11 protein-coding genes are annotated in these 18,572 nt (G+C 46.8%); 10 read left to right on the top strand and 1 reads right to left on the bottom strand.

All coding sequences use genetic code 11. From position 1 onward, the window contains the following. Positions 1 to 17: 17 nt before the first annotated feature. The 3 genes from ABGU93_RS04360 (at position 18) to ABGU93_RS04350 (ending at position 10,673) form a co-directional block, all read left to right on the top strand. A complete protein-coding gene (locus ABGU93_RS04360; protein WP_347412276.1) occupies positions 18 to 3,368 on the top strand; it encodes a PD-(D/E)XK nuclease family protein in 3,351 nt (1,116 codons plus the stop codon). Continuing rightward, positions 3,352 to 7,047 carry a helicase-exonuclease AddAB subunit AddA gene (addA, locus tag ABGU93_RS04355; protein ID WP_347412275.1) on the top strand — a complete coding sequence of 1,232 codons (3,696 nt, stop codon included), beginning with the start codon at positions 3,352 to 3,354 and terminating at the stop codon, positions 7,045 to 7,047. Before ABGU93_RS04360 ends, addA begins: the two co-directional genes overlap by 17 nt. A gap of 158 nt (positions 7,048 to 7,205) precedes the next feature. After that, the gene (locus tag ABGU93_RS04350; RefSeq protein ID WP_347412274.1) at positions 7,206 to 10,673 is read left to right on the top strand and encodes an FtsX-like permease family protein; all 3,468 of its coding nucleotides are present in this window, start codon (positions 7,206 to 7,208) and stop codon (positions 10,671 to 10,673) included. 97 nt (positions 10,674 to 10,770) lie between these two features. Here ABGU93_RS04350 and ABGU93_RS04345 read toward each other — a convergent pair whose 3' ends face one another. Next, positions 10,771 to 12,537 carry a S8 family serine peptidase gene (locus tag ABGU93_RS04345; protein WP_347412273.1) on the bottom strand — a complete coding sequence of 589 codons (1,767 nt, stop codon included), beginning with the start codon at positions 12,535 to 12,537 and terminating at the stop codon, positions 10,771 to 10,773. 404 nt (positions 12,538 to 12,941) lie between these two features. Between ABGU93_RS04345 and ABGU93_RS04340 the strand changes: the two genes are divergently transcribed. The 7 genes from ABGU93_RS04340 to ABGU93_RS04310 all read left to right on the top strand — a co-directional run bounded on the left by ABGU93_RS04340 (position 12,942) and on the right by ABGU93_RS04310 (position 18,570). Further along, a complete protein-coding gene (locus ABGU93_RS04340; RefSeq protein ID WP_347412272.1) occupies positions 12,942 to 13,952 on the top strand; it encodes an ABC transporter substrate-binding protein in 1,011 nt (336 codons plus the stop codon). After that, positions 13,942 to 14,721, top strand: a complete 780-nt coding sequence (locus ABGU93_RS04335) for an ABC transporter permease subunit (protein WP_347412271.1) — start codon at positions 13,942 to 13,944, stop codon at positions 14,719 to 14,721. The genes ABGU93_RS04340 and ABGU93_RS04335 overlap by 11 nt, the downstream gene beginning before the upstream one ends. Further along, positions 14,706 to 15,344 carry an ABC transporter ATP-binding protein gene (locus tag ABGU93_RS04330; protein ID WP_347412270.1) on the top strand — a complete coding sequence of 213 codons (639 nt, stop codon included), beginning with the start codon at positions 14,706 to 14,708 and terminating at the stop codon, positions 15,342 to 15,344. Before ABGU93_RS04335 ends, ABGU93_RS04330 begins: the two co-directional genes overlap by 16 nt. Before the next feature lie 97 nt (positions 15,345 to 15,441). Then, the gene (locus ABGU93_RS04325) at positions 15,442 to 15,825 is read left to right on the top strand and encodes a RidA family protein (RefSeq protein ID WP_347412269.1); all 384 of its coding nucleotides are present in this window, start codon (positions 15,442 to 15,444) and stop codon (positions 15,823 to 15,825) included. Positions 15,826 to 15,947: 122 nt separating this feature from the next. Then, the gene (locus ABGU93_RS04320) at positions 15,948 to 16,592 is read left to right on the top strand and encodes a helix-turn-helix transcriptional regulator (protein ID WP_347412268.1); all 645 of its coding nucleotides are present in this window, start codon (positions 15,948 to 15,950) and stop codon (positions 16,590 to 16,592) included. 399 nt (positions 16,593 to 16,991) lie between these two features. Then, the gene (locus ABGU93_RS04315; RefSeq protein WP_347412267.1) at positions 16,992 to 17,702 is read left to right on the top strand and encodes an isoprenyl transferase; all 711 of its coding nucleotides are present in this window, start codon (positions 16,992 to 16,994) and stop codon (positions 17,700 to 17,702) included. Beyond that, positions 17,686 to 18,570 carry a phosphatidate cytidylyltransferase gene (locus ABGU93_RS04310; RefSeq protein ID WP_347412266.1) on the top strand — a complete coding sequence of 295 codons (885 nt, stop codon included), beginning with the start codon at positions 17,686 to 17,688 and terminating at the stop codon, positions 18,568 to 18,570. Before ABGU93_RS04315 ends, ABGU93_RS04310 begins: the two co-directional genes overlap by 17 nt. The last annotated feature ends 2 nt before the right edge of the window (positions 18,571 to 18,572 follow it).

The following is an 18,572-nucleotide window of genomic DNA, read 5'->3' as shown; positions in this document are numbered from 1 at the left end:
GGAGAAAGGAAAAACGGATGGGAATTACGATGATCGTGGGCCGGCAATCTCAGCTTTTGAGTGAGGCGGTCTATCACCAGATCGGTGCGGCGCTAGAGGCGGGCAAAGAAAAACTCTATTTAATGGTTCCGGAACAGTTTACCCTGGGTGCCGAGGAGGCCCTGATCAAGGCTAATCGGCTGGCTGGGCTGTTGAACGTGGAAGTATTGAGTCCCAAGCGGCTGGGGAATCGGGTGCTGCAGGAAACCGGCGGTCTGACCAAGACCTATATGGATAGCCACGGGAAAAATATGCTGCTCCAAAAAACCTTGGGGGATGTTCAGGAGCAATTGACGATTTATCGTTCCAGTGTTAAAAAACCCGGATTTCTGATCAGTATTGCCGATCTGATTGGTGAACTCAAGCAGAATGAGATTGCCCCGGAAAATTTGGAGGAAACCCAAAAAACCTTGAATCAGGGGATCATGCCTCAGAAATTGGGGGATGTGATTAAAATCTATCGCCATTTCCAGGAATTGCTGGGAGATGACCGTAAAGATGAAGAAGACTTTCGAAATTTCGTCTGCGAGAAAATACCAACGGCAGAGTTTTTGCAGAATAGTGAAATCTGGATCGATGGTTTTCAGAATTTCTCCGCCCAGGATTACCGGATGATTGGAAATCTGGTGGAAACAGCTAAAGAAGTCCATATTGCCCTGCCCTGGGACCCGGATCCATCAGCACGGGATCAGGAAGTTTTTCAATTAACAGCCAATACCATGAATACCATCAAAGAAATCGGAGCCAGAGCAGGGGTTTCATTCAAACTGGAACAAATCTCAAAACAAAATCAAAAAAGTCCGGAGCTGGCCCATCTGGAGGCCAATCTCTTTGCTTATCCCAAGCTGGAATACCCGGAAGTGGTTAACCAGATCAGCCTGACCCAATGCCAGAATACCTGGGAAGAGGTGGAAATGGGGGCCCGCAAGATTCTTGAGTTGATTCGGGCAGAAGGTCTGTCCTTTCGCGATATGGTGGTTTTGGCCGGTGATCTCGATGAATACGGCAGCATTATCAAGCGTATTTTTGCCCAGTATCAGATCCCCTATTTTATGGATGATCTGCGCGCCATCGGGGATAACCATCTGGTCGAAGCAGTCGTGACGGCCCTGGAGGCGATCCAGAATAATTACCGCTTTGATGATATTTTTGGTTTCGTTAAAACCGGCTTTTCACCGATTACCCTGTCCGAATGCGAAGATCTGGAAAACTACGCCCTGGAGTTTGGCATTCGGGGCAAACAATGGGACCAGGAATTTACCAAAATCAGCCAGAATCCGGCCCTGGAGCTTAGCAGCCTTAATGAGCTGCGGGTTAAACTGATTACCCCCCTGACCCAGCTCAAAGCAGAGCTGAAGGCCAGCCAGACCTGTCAGGATTATACCCGAGCCCTCTATGAATTTCTGGTCACGATCAAAACCCCGGAAAAAATCGAGGCTCTGGTGGAACAGCTGTCAGAAGCCGGTAATTATGAAGCTATGGAAATCTACCACCAGATCTGGAATATTCTGATGGAGGTTTTTGATCAGATTGTCGAAACCATGGGAAATGATGAAACCAGCAGTGAAGAATACCTGCGGATTCTAAAAAGCGGATTTCAGGGCTATCGTCTGGGAATCATCCCGCCTTATCGGGACTATGTCAGCATCACTGATCTGCGCCGGAGCCGCAGCTCGGCCTTTGAGGTTCTGGTTGTTTTTGGATTGAACGAAGGCAAAATCCCCGGCGCTGGTAGTGAGCCCAACCTTTTCTCAGATCTGGAACGGCAGATTCTCGGGGCGCACCAGATCCAACTGCAAAACAATCGCAGTTTTCAGATGGATCAGGAACGGTTTCTGGTTTATGATCTGCTGACAAAGCCTCAGTCCCGATTGGCTCTCCATTGGGCTTTAGCCGATCTGGAAGGCAATAGCCAGCAGCCCAGTATTCTACTCAGCCAGATTCTGGGAATCTTTCCGACAATCGAGATCGTCTCAACCCTTAATGATGGGGTGGCGGCATTCTGGAATACCCTCAGCACCCCAGACGCGACGCTCTGGCATCTGATCAGCCATCTTCGCGACAGCCGGACCGAGTCCGTTGTAAGGCCGCAGGAAGCAGCCTTGTGGGCAGAAGTACAAGCCTGGTATCAGCATAACCCGAATTACCAGCAACAGATTCACAGTTTGACGGAGGCCCTGAATTATAGCGGGGTTTCCCAGGCCATGACCGGAACCGAGGCGGCTGTGCTCTACGGCAAAAATCTGCGGACCAGTATTACCCGCTTGGAAACCCACCGCCAATGTCCCTTTTCCCATTATGTCAGATATGGCTTAAAACCCGAGAGTCGACCGGTTTATAATATTGCGGCGCCAGAAATCGGCACCCTGCTCCATGAACTGATTGACGGCTTTTTTCGGGTCGTGCAGGAACAGAAACTGGATCTGCGCACCCTGCCAAAGAGCAAGCGCGATAACCTGCTGGAAGGAGTGATGGAAAGCTGTCTGCCACAGATAAAAACCAATGTCTTTAATAGTACTGGCCAAAATCAGTATCTGGGAAAAAAACTGGAACGGGTCGGCAAAAAGTCCATTGATATCCTGGTACAACAGCTATGTGCCGGGGATTTTGAACCCCAGGCTACTGAGTTCAGTTTTGAACAGGAGATCAGCCTGCCGGATGCAAAACTGGGCGAGGTGAAGATTTATGGCAAGATCGACCGCCTGGATCTCTATGAAAAAGACGGTCATACCTGGGTCAAGGTAATCGACTATAAAACCGGCAGCAAGAAACTGGGTTATGATGATATCTATTATGGCCTTTCACTGCAATTGCTGGTCTATCTGGATGGGGCGATGACCGTCATTCCGGCTGAGGATATTCTGCCGGGCGGAACCTTCTACTTTTATGTCGATGACCCGATGCCGCGGTTGGATTTTGGCGAGAATGTTCTGGCGGCCATCAATAAGTCCTTTAAACTCAATGGGCTGCTACTGGACGACGAAATGGTTATCGCCGCGATGGATCATGAAGCGGATGCTAAAACATCCGATATTCTGCCGGTTTACCGGTCAGAATTCAAACTGAACCGGGAAGAATTTGCCGGTATTATCGACTATGTCCGCAAAACCGTGGTCCGTCAGATCAAAAACATTTATGAGGGTGATATCAAGATCCGACCCTATAAAAAAGGTCATGATTATGCCTGTCAGTATTGCGATTACAAGGGCATCTGCCAGTTTGATGATGCGATCACCCGGGGTGGTTATGAGGTGCTCAAAGCAGCGATGAAGAAAGAGCAGTTTTTTACATTAATTCAGGAAGGTGAAAGCGATGAAATGGACCAGTGATCAGCTAAAAGCAATCGAAAACCGGGAAACCAACATGTTGGTTTCAGCCGCGGCCGGATCAGGCAAAACAGCCCTGCTGATCCAGCGGATTATTCGCATTGTTCTCGAAGAAAAGGTCGGCGTTGATGAATTGTTGATACTGACCTTTACCCGGGGCGCCGCCGGCGAAATGAAAAACCGTCTCAGCCAGGCTTTAGCCCGGGAACTGGAAAACCCCGAAAATGACCGCAGCTTTTTAATGAAACAGATGAATATTCTAGGGGGGGCTTCAATCTCCACCCTTCACTCTTTTTGCCTCAGCGTTTTACGCCAGTATTTTCATCAGGGCAACATCGATCCCGGCTTTGCCATTGGCAACGATACTGAAATTGCGCTGATGCTCAAAGAAACCCTGGAAGAGGTTTTTGAAGATGAATACCAGCTGGCGATCGCTAATAAAGATATGGTAAAGAATAATGGGGAAGAGCCTGGCGAGGGTCAGGATAAAAGCGAACCGGCCATTGATTTTCTGGATTTAATTGAGAAATACAGTGGCAATAAAAATGATCAGGCATTAAAAGACACGGTGGAAACCTTGTATCGCTTTCTGGCCACCCAGCCCAACCCCGAAAGTTGGAGCCACCAGGCCCTGGCGCTGTTTGATTGCGATCAAAAAAGCCTGGAAACCTCGGTGTGGGGAAGCTCCTTAAAAAATATAATTAAAACTGAGCTTCAGGGCGCCCTGGATGCGGCCATTAAAGCCAGGGAGATCAGTATTGCTGCCGGTTTTGAGAAAACCCATGAGCAGCTAAAAGGTGAAGTACTGATGCTGGAAACCCTGGAAAAAACGCTGCAAGCCGATCTGGTGCAGGGGCTGGAAGCTTTAAAAAACCTGAGCTACGAGCGCTTTAAAGGGGCGGCTAAAGCGGATAAAGAACTTAATGAGCAGATCAAAAAATATCGGGATGAAGCCAAGACCAGTATTACCAAACTGCAGAAACGTTTTGCCATCAATATGGCTGAAATGGTCGAGGAACTCAATGATCTGAAAAAACCGATGGCCGATCTGGTCGCACTGACGCAGAAATTCTGGACTGCCTTTCAGGCGAAAAAAGCCCAGAAAAATCTGGTCGATTACAATGACCTGGAACAGCTGACCCTTAAAGTTCTAATGGATCCGGAAGTGGCTGATGAGGTCCGCGGCTGCTATCGCTATATTTTTCTGGACGAATATCAGGACACCAATGAAATGCAGGAAACGATCCTCCAGCGGATTGTCCGGGCTAATAATTATTTTATGGTCGGCGATGTAAAACAGAGTATCTACCGCTTTCGACTGGCTGATCCGACCATCTTTATCGGTAAGTATGAAAGCTTTGGCAGGGATGAAAACCCCAACGACAGTCTGGTTACGCTCAATCAGAATTTCCGCTCTGCCCAGGGGGTGATCAACGGGGTCAATGCCATTTTTGAGCAGGTCATGAGCACCGGGCTGGGGGAAATAAATTATGACGAACAGGCCCGGCTTAACAAGGGGCTGCCCCATGAAGGACCCTATCAAAAAACCGCGATCCATATCATTGAAGAGCAAACAAAGGAAGCTGAGGCCGGTGATCTGCAGATTTATGATGACGAAGACCGGGAAGATCTGACCGCCGTAGAAGTCGAGGCCCGCTTTGTGGCTAATCAGATTCAGACACTGGTAGGCACCACTTTTTTTGATACCCGCCATAATCAGGAGCGGGCTATCAACTATGGTGATTTTGGCGTATTGATGCGCAGTGTTGCCGGAAGAGGGGACGTTTATCTCAGGGTCTTCAGTGAAATGGGGATTCCCACCTATTTTGACGGCGGTACCAATTACTACGAGTCGCTGGAAATCACGATGATCTTAAACCTGCTCAACCTGATGGATAACCAGCATCAGGATCTGCCATTGCTGAGCATTATGACCTCGCCGATCGGCAATTTTACCACCACCGAATGTACCCGGCTGCGGATTGCCCATCCCCAGGGATTCTTTTATCAGGCGGTGGAAGCTTATTGCCAGGAAGAGAGTGACGAGCTGTCCCAAAAACTGGGGGCCTTTTATCAAAAACTGAGCGATTGGCGGTATCAATCCAAGCTGATGGCGGTAGAAGATTTTCTCTGGAAAATCTATCTGGAATCCGGTTATTATGCCTTTGTTGGCGCCCTTCCCGGTGGTGAACAGCGGCAGTGCAATTTACGAATCTTGTTGAAACGGGCTGGGGACTATAAAAAATCGACCCTGAAAGGGCTGTATCAATTTATTCGCTTTGTCGAGAACATGAAAAAACACAAACAGGATATTTCACCACCAGCGATGGTCGGCAATGATCAGGCGGTAGTGCGGTTGATGACGATCCATAAAAGCAAGGGCCTGGAATTTCCGATCGTCATTTTAACCGGAACCGGAAAAGGCTTCAATAAGCGCAGTAATTACAACCAGGTGTTATTTCATAAGGATTTGGGCATCTGTCCCGATTATGTCAATCTGGAAAAACGCTATAAACATAATTCCCTGGCCAAAGAGGTCTGCAAAGCCCAGAGCAATATGGAAATGCTTTCCGAAGAAATGCGGCTGCTGTATGTTGGGATGACCCGGGCCGAGGAAAAACTGATGATCGTCGGGACCGTAAAAAACCGCGACAGGGCCTGGCAAAAATGGCATAATGAGCCGGATGAATACCACCTCCTCAATGCCGCCAGTTTGCTGGACTGGGTAATGATGGGGGTATTAGCTGGTCGAGATCCGGGGCAGACCAATCTGGAGTTGGCAGATTTCAGCATTGCCTACCACCAGGCTGATCAGCTTACCACAGCAAGGAAAGGCGAAGCACCGTTAGAGAATGCTGACGTGTTACCGGAGCGGGATATTCCGGAAACAGCAGCAGAAATGGCCCCCATCAGTATTTCTCAAGCCGACCGGGAGGCCATTCACCAGCGTCTGGATTTCCGCTATCCGGCCAAGGCCGAGAATGTCCTGCCCAGTAAGATGAGTGTGACCGAAATTAAAGACTATCAAAAAAACGATCAGGCTGAACCGCCCGAATCGTTCAGGACCCTTTCCCGAAAACAGGAGCAGCCCCAGTTTCTGGAACAAAAACAGACTGATTTCACGGCCGCCCAACGGGGATCTGCGCTCCATCTGTTAATGGAAGTAGTCGATTTAAAACCCATCCGGAACGAATTGTTAAAAAATGGCCAGTCAGCATTGCCAATCTTTCTGGAAAAATACCTGGCCAACCAGATTGAAGCCCTGATCCAAAAAGAATTTTTGCCAGAGGCATTGGCTCGGACCATCAGCATTGATAAATTGATCAGCTTTTACACCTCCACCCTGGGAATCAGGCTGCTGTCGGCAGCGCAAATCAGGCGGGAAATACCCTTTAATTATGCCGTTGATCCAGCTGAGATCCGGACCGAATGGGCGGGGATACCAGAAAAAATTATCGTTCAGGGGATTATTGACTGTGCCTTTATCGAAGATCATCAATGGGTCATTATCGACTATAAGACCGATTATTTTAAAGATCTCCATCAGCGGGAAGAGACGATTAAAGGCTATCAAATTCAGATCAGTCTTTATGCCCAAGCCCTCACTGATCTGACTGGCATCCCAGTGAAGGAAAAAATAATCGGGTTGATTACTATGAATGAAAATATCAGCATTCACTGATAAGTGAATTATTTTAACGGGGATTTGGGTGTTTTCTTAATCAAAACATGGTAAAATGTAAATAAACATGATTAAAAGAGCTGATCGATGTTGGACAGCTTGGGCTGATCAATCAGCAGCACTGTTTTAGATAAAATTTTATAATAAAGGACATACCAATGAAAGCATTGCAGAAAGATACATTCAGAGAAATAAAAAAATCGATCAACCGTTTTTTATCCATTGTCGCCATCATTGCTCTGGGGATCTGCTTTTTTGTGGGGGTTAAAACAACCGGTCCGAGCATGAAATATACAGTCAGTGAGTACTATCAGAACCAGCAGCTGATGGATATGCGGTTGGTTTCGACCTATGGATTTTTGCCGGCGGATGTGGATGCCATTAAGAACACCCCCGGGGTGGCAACCGTGATGCCCAGCTATTCGGCGGATGTGATCATTGAGCGGGGCGATAAACGGCCGGTCATCAAACTGATGGCCTACCAGTCAGACCAGGTCCTGAATCAGCCGGTGCTGGTAGAAGGTCGGTTGCCGGAAAATGCCGGCGAAATTCTGATGGAACAACCCCAGGAAGATAAGGGAATGGGGGTTTCCAGCCATATTTATCAACTGGGCGAAATGATCAAGCTATACCCGGAGGTGGGCGATAAAGCTTTGTCTGAATCGATCAAACGGGATCAATTCACCATTGTCGGTTTTGTCCGATCGCCGCAGTTTGTCTCTATTGAGCGGGGCAGTACCACGGTCGGCCGGGGTGAAGTGGATTATTACGGTTTTATCCCCGCTGATAATTTTGCTTTTGAACGTTTCACCGAAGTGTATCTCTTGTCTCAGGCCTCAGCCGACGGAGTTAATCCCTTTTCAGCAGAATACGAAGAAATGATTGGCACACTGGAGAAACAATTTGAAGCTTTGGGCCTTCAGCAACTGGAAATTAATCATACCGATATTCTGGCCAAGGCCCAGGCTGAACTGGATAAGGGCCGGGCCAAGTACAACGATGGGGTGACCCAGTTTAATGAGGGCATTGCCCAGGGCGAGGCCAGTCTGGCCGATGCCAGAAACCAGTTAATTGACGGAGAAGCGGCACTGAGTGCCGGTTGGGATGAATATAACTTCACCATAGCCCAGACCCAGGCTCAGCTTGATGATGCCCGGAATCAGATCGTCCAGGGTGAGACCGATCTGATCAATGGCGCCGCTACCTTAAAACAGGAGTTGGCCAAGGGTGAAACCCAACTGGAAACCCTGCGCCAGGGTATCATCGATTTAAAAAGTGGCATTGCTCAAATGGAAGCCCAGGATCCCTCCGATCAGTTACCGGCGCTGGAAGCCCAATTGGCCGCGCTGGAAACCCAGATAGCCGAGGGCGAAAGTGCCCTGGCAAATCTGGCGACCATGAAGGCGGGAGTCGAAGCTCAGATTCAGAATCTGGATCCGGCCGCCCCAGATCATCAGGCTCAGCTGGCCGCTCTGGAAGCCCAGCTGGCGGAGCTTATCAGCCAGATTACCGGAGTTGAAGCAGGGTTAGATCAAGCTTACGCCGGAAAAGACCAGGTCCAGCAGGGCATTGATGAGATCTACGGCTTTCAGGCCCAATTGGCGGGAATGAAAACCCAGCTGGCCGAATTGGAAGCAACCCTGCCCCAGGCCGAAGCGGCCCTTGCCCAGGCGGCTATCGACGGCGAGAATAAGCTGTCGGCTGGATGGGCGACTCTGGCTGCCAGCAAGAACCAGCTGAAGGCCGGAATTGCAGCCTTTGAGGCGGGTCGGGAAGAAGGACTGAATACTCTGATTGCCTCTCAGGATCAATTAGAAGCTGGCTGGGCGGAGCTCCGTGATGGAGAAGCCCAGCTGGCGCAGAAACGGGCAGAGGGTGAGGCCGAACTGACCAACGCTGCCAATGAGCTGGCCACGGCCGAGGCGAAAATTGGTGACCTGGAGTTTGGAAAATGGTATCTGTTCAACCGTGATGATAATCCCGGTTATACCAGTTACGGCGAAGATGCCCAGCGGATTGACAATATATCCGGCGTGTTTCCGCTGATCTTTCTGCTGGTGGCAGCACTGGTATCCTTCACCACCATGACCCGGATGGTGGAAGAACAACGGACCCAGATTGGAACCTTAAAAGCATTGGGATACCGACATTATCAGATCGGTGCGAAGTTTTTTGTCTATGCTTTGTTAGCGGGCAGTATCGGTTCAGTGATCGGCTTGGTTGTTGGTATCAACACCCTGCCGCATTTAATCGCCGGTGCCTACGGACTGCTCTATCAGGTTCCCGATTTAATCATCGCGCCACCATGGTTGCCGATTATCGTTTCCTGTTTAATTGCGATTTCCTGTACCGTGGCAGCGGCCCTGATCGTTACCCATTATGAGCTGAAAGAGCACCCTTCGGAACTGATGCGCCCCAAAGCCCCGAAGATCGGAAAACGGATTTTTCTTGAAAGTATACCCTTTATCTGGAAACGGCTGGGTTTTATTGAAAAGGTCACCGCTCGAAACCTGTTGCGTTATAAGGGTCGGTTTTTTATGACAGTGATTGGCATTGCCGGGTGTACCGCTCTGATTTTAGCCGGGTTCGGGTTGCAGGATGCAATCTTCTCGATGATCCCCCGGCAGTTTGAGAACATAACCGTTTTTGATGGCTACATGGCCTTAAAAAATGAAGAGACCCTGTCCGAAAAGGCTGACTTCAAAAGAATATTGGATAATGATACCCGGTTTAGTGAAAACATGTTAGCTCATCAAGCCAAAATGACCATTGAAAAAGCCGGAACAGAGACTGGTAAAGCGGCCTATCTATTTGTGCCGGAAACAGCTGCGAAGATTGATCATTTTATTCACCTGCAAGATCGGAAATCGGGAGAAGCCATTAATCTGGAAGCGGCTGGTGCTGTTTTATCAGAAAAAGTCGCGAACAGCCTGGGCCTGAAGGTGGGCGATACCATCCGGATCTTTAATGATGATGAAAGTCATGAGGTGGTTTTGGGTGCCATCACCGAAAACTATCTGGAGAACTATCTCTATCTGTCCCCGGCGGTTTACGAAGAAGCCTTTGGAAAACCTCTGACCGTAAATATGGCCTATGTTAATATTCCTGACACCTCAACTGACCTGGAAAATGCCATTGCCAATGAATGGCTGGCCAAAGAAGGCGTGGTGGCGGTGAACTTCACTGGTAATATCGTCAAGTCATCATCAGACAGCCTCAGCAGTTTGAGCATTGTGGTCGTGGTGATGCTGATTTCCGCAGGAGCCCTGGCAGCGGTTGTCTTATACAACCTGACCAATATCAATATTTCCGAGCGAGTCCGGGAAATTGCCACCATCCGGGTACTGGGATTTTATGACATGGAGGTGTATAAATACATTTTCCGGGAAAATATAGTACTTTCGGTGATTGGAATCGTCGTTGGCTTATTCTTAGGTGTTCTGCTTGATGGCTTTATCATCACCACCGTGGAAACCGATATCGCCATGTTCGCCCGGGAAATTGAGCCCACCAGTTTTATCTATTCCGTGGTCTTTACCCTGGCCTTTACCTTTATTGTCAATATTCTGATGACGCCGATTATCAAACGAATCAGTATGGTGGAATCACTAAAATCAATCGAATAATTAACTCTAAAATAATAAAAGCCGATTGGAAATTGAATTTCCAGTCGGCTTTAAATCGATTGTTATTAAATTAGTTAGATATTAAGCAGTAGTAAGATCAGGACGGGTTGGTGATAAACGAATCGCCAGAGGTATCAAAGGGGGTCCCTTTGGGGACCACCATAATTTGAATACTTTCCAGGCGGTAACCATAGCCGGCAGTACCGGATTGTTCATCAGCAGCGGCCCAGCCGAGCCAGCCCAGGTTTTGGACATGGGTACGATAATAGAGATCAAATTGATCAGCATCGGCGCCGGTCAGTTTAACCTGTATCGCCTCGAGCCGGCGGCCTTCGCCGGATGTTCCACTGAGGTCACCATTATATCGCCATTCCTGCCAGCCAATATCCTGGATATGGGTTCGATAGGTAACACCCACATCATAGCCGGGATTATCCAGATCAATTTTTATAGCTTCCAACCGGTAACCGAAACCAGAGCTACCGCTGGTTTCACCGTTTCTTTTAAAATCCGGTTCCCAGCCAATATTTTGAATATGCGTTTTATACAGAGCTGCTAAAGGCTTGTCGGTTGTAACCTTTGCCAGGGCCTGATCCAGTTGGATCAAACCATGACCAAAATAATCATCTTTGCCCGGATCGCCCAGATCCAGGGCGGTGGTAGTTAGAACTGTTTCCACATCACTGGCACTTAAGCTGCTATTGGCAGCCAGTAACACACCGCAGGCTCCGGCAACAATCGGCGATGAGAAAGAGGTTCCGCTATCTGTGGTATAACCGCCGGTAAAGGAGGTGGTATAAACATTTTCTCCGGGGGCAGCCAGATCCACCATAGTGTTATATTGTGAAAAAGAGGCCCGGTTATTGGAAAGGGTGGTGGCAGCCACCGAAATAACGCCATCATAGGAAGCGGGATAAGAAGGCAATCCCCTTTCCGGATCAGTTGGCTCGCCCTCATTGCCGGCTGAAGCAACCAGCACCTTGCCCCGGTCTTTGGCGTATTGAATAGCGGCGGCTTCGCTGTTATTATACTCATAACCGCCATAGCTCATGTTAATGACCTTGATTTCGGAACGATCGGCAGCATCAATCAAGGCGGCACAGATATTGGCAACGGTGAGACCTTTTGTGCCAACCCGGTAGGGTGCAATTTTCACATCGGCGGTACCGGCTACCCCGGATAGGCCAATGCCATTATTGGCGGTAGCAGCAATAAAACCGCTGACCATGGTGCCGTGGCCATCTTGATCAGTGATTTCGGTGCTTTTAGTAACATAGTCATAACCAGAAATAATCCGGCCGGCCAGATCCGGATGATTGGTATTGAGCCCGGTATCTAAAACCGCAACGCCGATGGTTTCGGAGTTGACTACCTGATCCCAGGTTTTATCAGTACCGATACTCTGGAATTGCCAGGCTTTGCCATCGGTCACGTAGGGATCATCAGGCAGCGAAAAAGTTCTTATTACACGATTGCGGTCAGCGACCAGAACATTGGGGTTTTCATTCATGGTTTTGATAAACGCGTCAATGTCCACATCGTTTTTTATCTCTAATACGTCCACCCGATCTGATACGGTTTCCCCGGATGCGATCTCATTGGTGGATAAAGAGAGACTTTGAACATTAAAGGGGCTGATATTTTTATAAATAATAACGACCTGCTGATCGATATTGCCATTACTGCCCACATCGGGAATTTCAGATAGGGTATTGATGGTCATCTGTTCTTGCACCCTCACTTTGCTGGAATTTGGACTGTCATCGGTTTGGACGGCTGCATTGGCCAGGATCGGGGATGGTACGAATAATAGCGACAGCACAATACCGAACAAAGCCAGGCGGTGTTTTGTTTTACTTTTCATGGAATTCTCCTTGGATATTTATAAGCGTGTTACGCTGCATCGTCATAAAGACTCAGTATAAAGACTTAAATAATTGCTGAATGAATTATATCACAGTTAACCTGAGATAACCTTATATTTATCTTTGAATGGGATTTTGGTGGGGGATGATTTTGGAATTTATAGGCCTGGCTTGCAAATAGATTTATTAAGACGGGCTGTCGTTTCATTAAAAGAAAAGAGTGTATTGCATTCCGTCGGCCAATTTAAAAGAGTCAGATCAAAAAATCGAATTTTTCCACCTTCTTTTTCTTTTAAATAAACTATCTTCATGTTAGAATGATTACTATTGAAACGAATACCGTTTACCGGACAAATGAGATTGATGTGAAGCGGTATCAAAGAAAAAGGAAGAGGAAGAAAAGATGAAAAAGAAAATGAGTCAAAAAATGAATGCTAAGAAATTAATGATCCTGGCTGGTTTGATGATGGTGATGATCCTAGGTTTTACTGCTTGTCAGGCAAAGCCAGCCGAACCGCAAACGGTTAAAGTCGGAACCCTGGCCGGACCAACCGGAATGGGAATGGCAGAAATGATTGTCAACGGCGTGGATCTGGGCGAAAATATTACCACAGAAATTACTGTGGCTGGAGCTCCCGATCAATTGACCGCCAGTGTGATCAGCGGTGACTTCCAGATCGCCGCATTGCCTAGTAATTTAGCGGCAGTATTGTTTAATAAAACCGAAGGTCAGGTTGTTCTGGGATCTGTCAATACTTTGGGGGTGTTGTATATTGTGGCTGATGAATCTGCCGGTATTACCAGTATCGCTGATTTAAAAGGAAAGACCATTCTTGGCAGTGGACAGGGTTCGACCCCGGAATATGTGCTGAACTACTTACTGGAAAAAAATGGCTTGACCCCAGGCGTGGATGTCACCATTAACTATGTGGCCGAACACAGTGAAGCAGTAACGCAATTGGCTGCCGGACAGGCCACCATTGCGATGCTTCCGGAACCATTTGTAACCACAATCACAACAAAAAAACCGAATATTAAAGTAGCAGTAGATATGTCAAAAGCCTGGGAAGACGCCAGCAATGGTTCCCAATTGCAGATGACGGCAGTGGTTGTCAATAAGGAATGGGCACAAGCCAATCCTAAGGTGCTGGACAAATTCATGGAAGCCTACGAAGCGTCCATCAATTCAGTGAATGAAAATCCCGCAGAGGGCGCTAAAAATATCGTTGCAGCGGGAATTATGGCTGATGCAGCCCTGGCCGAAAAAGCGATACCGAATTGTAATATCGTCTTTATTCCGGTTAAAGATGCTCAGGAATCCCTGAATGAATACTATACCATCTTAGCTGGATTTGAACCAAAAGCGGTTGGAGGAAAAGTTCCGGGTGAAGATTTCTACGTTCTTGGAAAATAAGCAGGACAAACCATTAAAAAAAATAATTGGTAAAATAGGAGTGGCCCTTTTCTGGGTACTCCTTTGGGCCCTGGCAGCCCAATGGGTCAACAGCCCATTGGTATTGCCATCGCCGCTTAAAACCCTGGCAGGAGTACTCATCCTGGCTGGGGATTTTGAGTTTTTTGTGAGTATTGGGGTCACCTTACTGCGGGTTTTTGGCGGCGTTTTGATTTCGGTAGTGCTGGGTCTGGTGCTGGGTCTGGCCGGGGGGCTCAACAAGCCTTTTTTCGAGCTTGTGAATCCCTTCGTCAGTACCATCAAATCGCTACCAGTGGTTTCGGTAATTATTCTGATTAATCTGTGGATTGCCTCCGGTCTGGTGCCTCTGGTGGTCACCTTTCTCATCTGCTTTCCGGTAACCTGGACAAACGTGGTGCAGGGGGTACGAGCCACTGATAAAAAGCTGCTGGATATGGCAAAAATTTATAATGTGGAACAATCAAAAATCATCCGCGATATTTATGTACCCTCAGTAAAACCCTATGCGGTTTCAGCTTTGATGAACGCTATCGGCTTGGGCTGGAAGGTTACCGTCACCGCCGAGGTGCTGGCCAATGCCCTGCCATCGATCGGAATGAATCTTTATTATTCAAAAATATATCTGGAAACCGATTTGCTTTTTTCCTGGACCCTGGTGATTGTGATCTGCAGTCTTGCCATCGAGAAGATTACCCTTTATATGATTGGGAATAGTCGAAAGGGGGATGGTCAATGTCCATTATCATAACAGACCTTAGTAAAACATATGGGGAAGAGACGATTTTCGAAAACTTTAATCTGGTCTTTGAAAAAAACAAAATAACCGGAATTCTGGGACCATCCGGATCAGGAAAAACCACCCTTCTAAATCTTTGTAGCGGTTTGGAACAGCCGGATCGCGGGACCATTGAAGGGATTAATTTCCAGTCGATCTCCTACATTTTTCAGGAACCACGATTGTTGCCCTGGCGGACCGTGCGGGAAAACCTCCGTTTTGTCTTTAAAGAAAAAGCGATTAAAAAACCGGGCCCTCATGATGTCGATATCGATGCCATGCTGGAATTGGTGGGATTGGCAACGGTGGGGGATTATTATCCTCATGAGCTCAGCGGCGGGATGCGCCAGCGGGTTTCCATTGCCCGGGCTTTTCTTTACCCTTCTGAATTGTTGCTGATGGATGAACCCTTCAGCAGTCTGGATTGCTCGCTGAAAAACCGGTTGATTGAGGATTTTTCAAAGATTTGGGAGCAGGACAAACGGACAGTAATTTTTGTCAGTCATAACGAAGATGAAATCAGACGTTTAGCCCATGTTATCTTAACCTTTTCCGACAAACCGGTCCAGATTCTAAAAAAAGAATGCTGTAAGTAACAATTCTAAAAAATTGTAAAGGCTTACCTGGTCAAAATTTCTTTTTGGTGTGTTAAACTGGTACTATAAACGGAAACAAATATAAGGAGAAATCAAAATGAACAAAAAAGCAATTATTGCCGATAAGGCACCGGCAGCGGTGGGCCCTTATGCCCATGCCTATTTAGTTGGGGAGACCTTGTATACATCGGGTCAGCTGGGTCTGATACCGGAAACCGGTGAATTGGCCGAAGGCGTGGCGGAACAGGCCAAAAGAGGTCTGGAAAATTTAAATGCGGTTTTGGAAGCAGCCGGGTTCAGCCGCAGAGATATTGTTAAAACCACAGTATTTCTGGCCAATATGGCAGACTTTGGGGTTGTAAATGATATTTATGCTGAATTTTTCGAAGGGCAGGCTGAGTATCCCGCTCGTTCCTGTATGCAGGTAGCAGCTTTGCCCAAGGCTGCGCTTTTCGAAATTGAAGCCATCGCTGTTAAATAAAACTTCTAAAACAAAAAATAAAATAGCTTCGATAATAAAGAGCCCATGGTCATGCCGCACCGGCAAATGCCCATGGGTATCTTCTTGATTAATTAAAAATACGAAAAAAAGCGAGGGAAATTTTGAATAAAAAACTGGAGAGCTATGTGACACTGGTGGATTTTTTAGCAGAATTTATGGGAGAAAACACCGAAGTGGTACTCCATGATATGACCGACTGGCATCATTCGGTGGTAGCCATTCGCAACGGCCATATCAGCGGGCGGAAGGTTGGTGATCCGATCACAGAAACAAACCTGAGAATTCTCCGAAGCGAAGTCCATAAAAAAGTGCCCTATATGAACAATGATCCCAAAAAATTTAAGAAAAAAGAGTCGATCAAGTCGGCGTCCTGGTTTATCAAGGATGAAAATGAAGCTTTGATTGGGATGATCTGCATCAATTCAGATTGTCATGACTTGATTGCCGCCCGGGAGCTCCTGGATAAGATGATTCAACCGCCGCTGGTTGAGACGGCGCTCAAAGCAAAAGGTCCGGAGAAAATAAATATTGATGTAAAAGAGCTGGTGGATAATAATCTTAACCATATCTCTCCGGATCTGTTGAAAAAATTGATGCTGTTATCCAAGGATGAAAAAGTCGAACTGGTGGGGAAATTGGATGAAATGGGAACCTTTTCGGTTAAGGGAACCATCTGGTATCTGGCCAAGTGTATGGGGGTATCAGTGCCCACCCTTTATCGCTATATTTCGTTAACTAAAGAATAATCGTGGGAAACAGCTCGGAGACGATAAGTTACAATAGAGTAATAGATATAAGGTTAACCTGAACGTTAAGAAGATTAAGGTTAACCTTAATTATATAGGAACTTAATTTATTTTTATTTAATCGTTTACTTTTTGTTAAAAAGATGTTATATTGATATCAATAATTCTCATTTTCACAATAATTTCCAGGAAGACCTCAGGCTATGTCTGAGGTCTTTTCCTTTTTTGATGTGGTTACTGAGATGCAATATACCTGAAAAATTGAGTCTTAAGTAAATCTTGTTTCAACTCATCCCCGGGCGATAGAATTTACAAAACTTAAAAAATAGCATATAATACTGGGTAGAAGAAAAAAAGTGAAATAAAAATGCGTAAATACATTAGAAATAGGGGTGCAATATGACGAGTCAGTTAAATAAAGATAACCTGCCTGAGCATATAGCCATAATCATGGACGGAAACGGCCGTTGGGCGAAAGCAAAAAATCGTCCCCGTTTATTTGGCCACAATGCCGGCATGAAGACATTGAAAAAAATTGTACGGGCATCCTCAGATGCCGGAATTAAAATAATTACGATGTATGCTTTTTCCACTGAAAATTGGAAAAGGAGTCCCGAAGAAGTCGACGGACTAATGAATATTGCCGTTGAGTACTTCCATAAAGAAGTTGGGGAATTACATGAAAATAATGTCAAAATTAACGTCATCGGAAATCTGAATGGGCTGGGTAGAAAAGTCCGAGAAGCTGCTTTAAAGGCCATGGATACCACTGTCGGAAACACCGGACTGGTGCTGAATATTGCCCTGAATTATGGGGGCAGAGACGAAATTCTGCATGCGGTCAAGGAGCTCATGGCCCAGGGAATTAGCCCGGAAGCAGTGACGGAACAGCATATCAGCGATCATCTTTATACTAAAGGTCAGCCGGATCCGGATCTGTTGATTCGAACCGGCGGAGAAAGTCGACTTAGTAACTTTATGCTGTGGCAGATGGCCTATTCAGAATTTATGTTTACCGATATTTATTGGCCAGATTTCGATGTCGAAGTATATTATGAAATGATCAAAAATTTTCAGAACAGGAATCGGCGCTATGGATCGGCCGAGTAGCAGTCTGGAGAGCCGCCGGGCGGAACGATCCAGAGCGGAGAGCAGACGGGCAGATAAGAGTTCCATGAAAACCCGAATCTGGACAGGGGTGATTGGTCTGCCACTGTTGATTTTGATTATGTACCTCGGCGGATTTATTCTAGTTGTCGGGGTGTCCATCCTGGCCTTTGTCGGGACAATGGAATATACCCGCGCCATTAACCGGCTGGTTCGTCCTAAAATAAATGTAATTTTGATGATCGTTCTATCCATTATGTTGATGGTTACCATTAAACTGGATTATTACTTTTTAATGCCGGTTTTGCTGCTGGCCTTTATCATTATTTTCTGTTATGAAATTTTATCGGGAAATGTAGGTATTCAACGGGGTAGTGCCACTCTGATGGGATTGATCTACGTGCCGATTATGTTTGGCCACCTGTTCCTTTTTGAAACAGTCAATAAAGGAGCCTATTATATGTGGCTGATTTTTGTGATTGCTTTCACAACCGATACGGCCGCATACTTCATTGGAAAATCGATCGGCAACCGAAAGATTGCGCCGCTGATCAGTCCTAAAAAAACGATAGCCGGTTCGGTTGGCGGGGTGTTCGTTGCGGCCTTGTGCACGATCCTTTACGGAACCATTCTCAGTTCTTACTTCAGTTTTGATTTACCCTGGTACTTATACCTGGTTGTTGGCGTTTTTGGAAGCATTGCCGGACAGTGCGGGGATTTGACAGCGTCGATGATTAAGCGAAAAGCTAAAATAAAAGATTTTGGTACCATACTGCCTGGTCATGGCGGAATTTTGGATCGCTTTGACAGTATCCTCTTTATCATTCCTTTAATTTATATTTTTGCCAAATTAACCATTGGCATCGCGTAGGT

It is taken from the genome of Acetobacterium sp. (genome assembly GCF_039830195.1).
Taxonomy (GTDB): Bacteria; Bacillota; Clostridia; order Eubacteriales; family Eubacteriaceae; genus Acetobacterium.
The sequence above is the reverse complement of the archived record's forward strand: the minus strand, read 5'-3'. Positions and strand labels throughout refer to the sequence as shown.

Excerpts from the sequence above, each read along its gene's own strand:
- ABGU93_RS04315 (WP_347412267.1), top strand. The coding sequence starts at position 16,992 with ATGACGAGTCAGTTAAATAAAGATAACCTGCCTGAGCATATAGCCATA.
- ABGU93_RS04340 (WP_347412272.1), top strand. The coding sequence starts at position 12,942 with ATGAAAAAGAAAATGAGTCAAAAAATGAATGCTAAGAAATTAATGATC.
- addA (WP_347412275.1), top strand. The coding sequence starts at position 3,352 with ATGAAATGGACCAGTGATCAGCTAAAAGCAATCGAAAACCGGGAAACC.
- ABGU93_RS04345 (WP_347412273.1), bottom strand. The coding sequence starts at position 12,537 with ATGAAAAGTAAAACAAAACACCGCCTGGCTTTGTTCGGTATTGTGCTG.
- ABGU93_RS04360 (WP_347412276.1), top strand. The coding sequence starts at position 18 with ATGGGAATTACGATGATCGTGGGCCGGCAATCTCAGCTTTTGAGTGAG.
- ABGU93_RS04330 (WP_347412270.1), top strand. The coding sequence starts at position 14,706 with ATGTCCATTATCATAACAGACCTTAGTAAAACATATGGGGAAGAGACG.
- ABGU93_RS04310 (WP_347412266.1), top strand. The coding sequence starts at position 17,686 with ATGGATCGGCCGAGTAGCAGTCTGGAGAGCCGCCGGGCGGAACGATCC.
- ABGU93_RS04325 (WP_347412269.1), top strand. The coding sequence starts at position 15,442 with ATGAACAAAAAAGCAATTATTGCCGATAAGGCACCGGCAGCGGTGGGC.
- ABGU93_RS04350 (WP_347412274.1), top strand. The coding sequence starts at position 7,206 with ATGAAAGCATTGCAGAAAGATACATTCAGAGAAATAAAAAAATCGATC.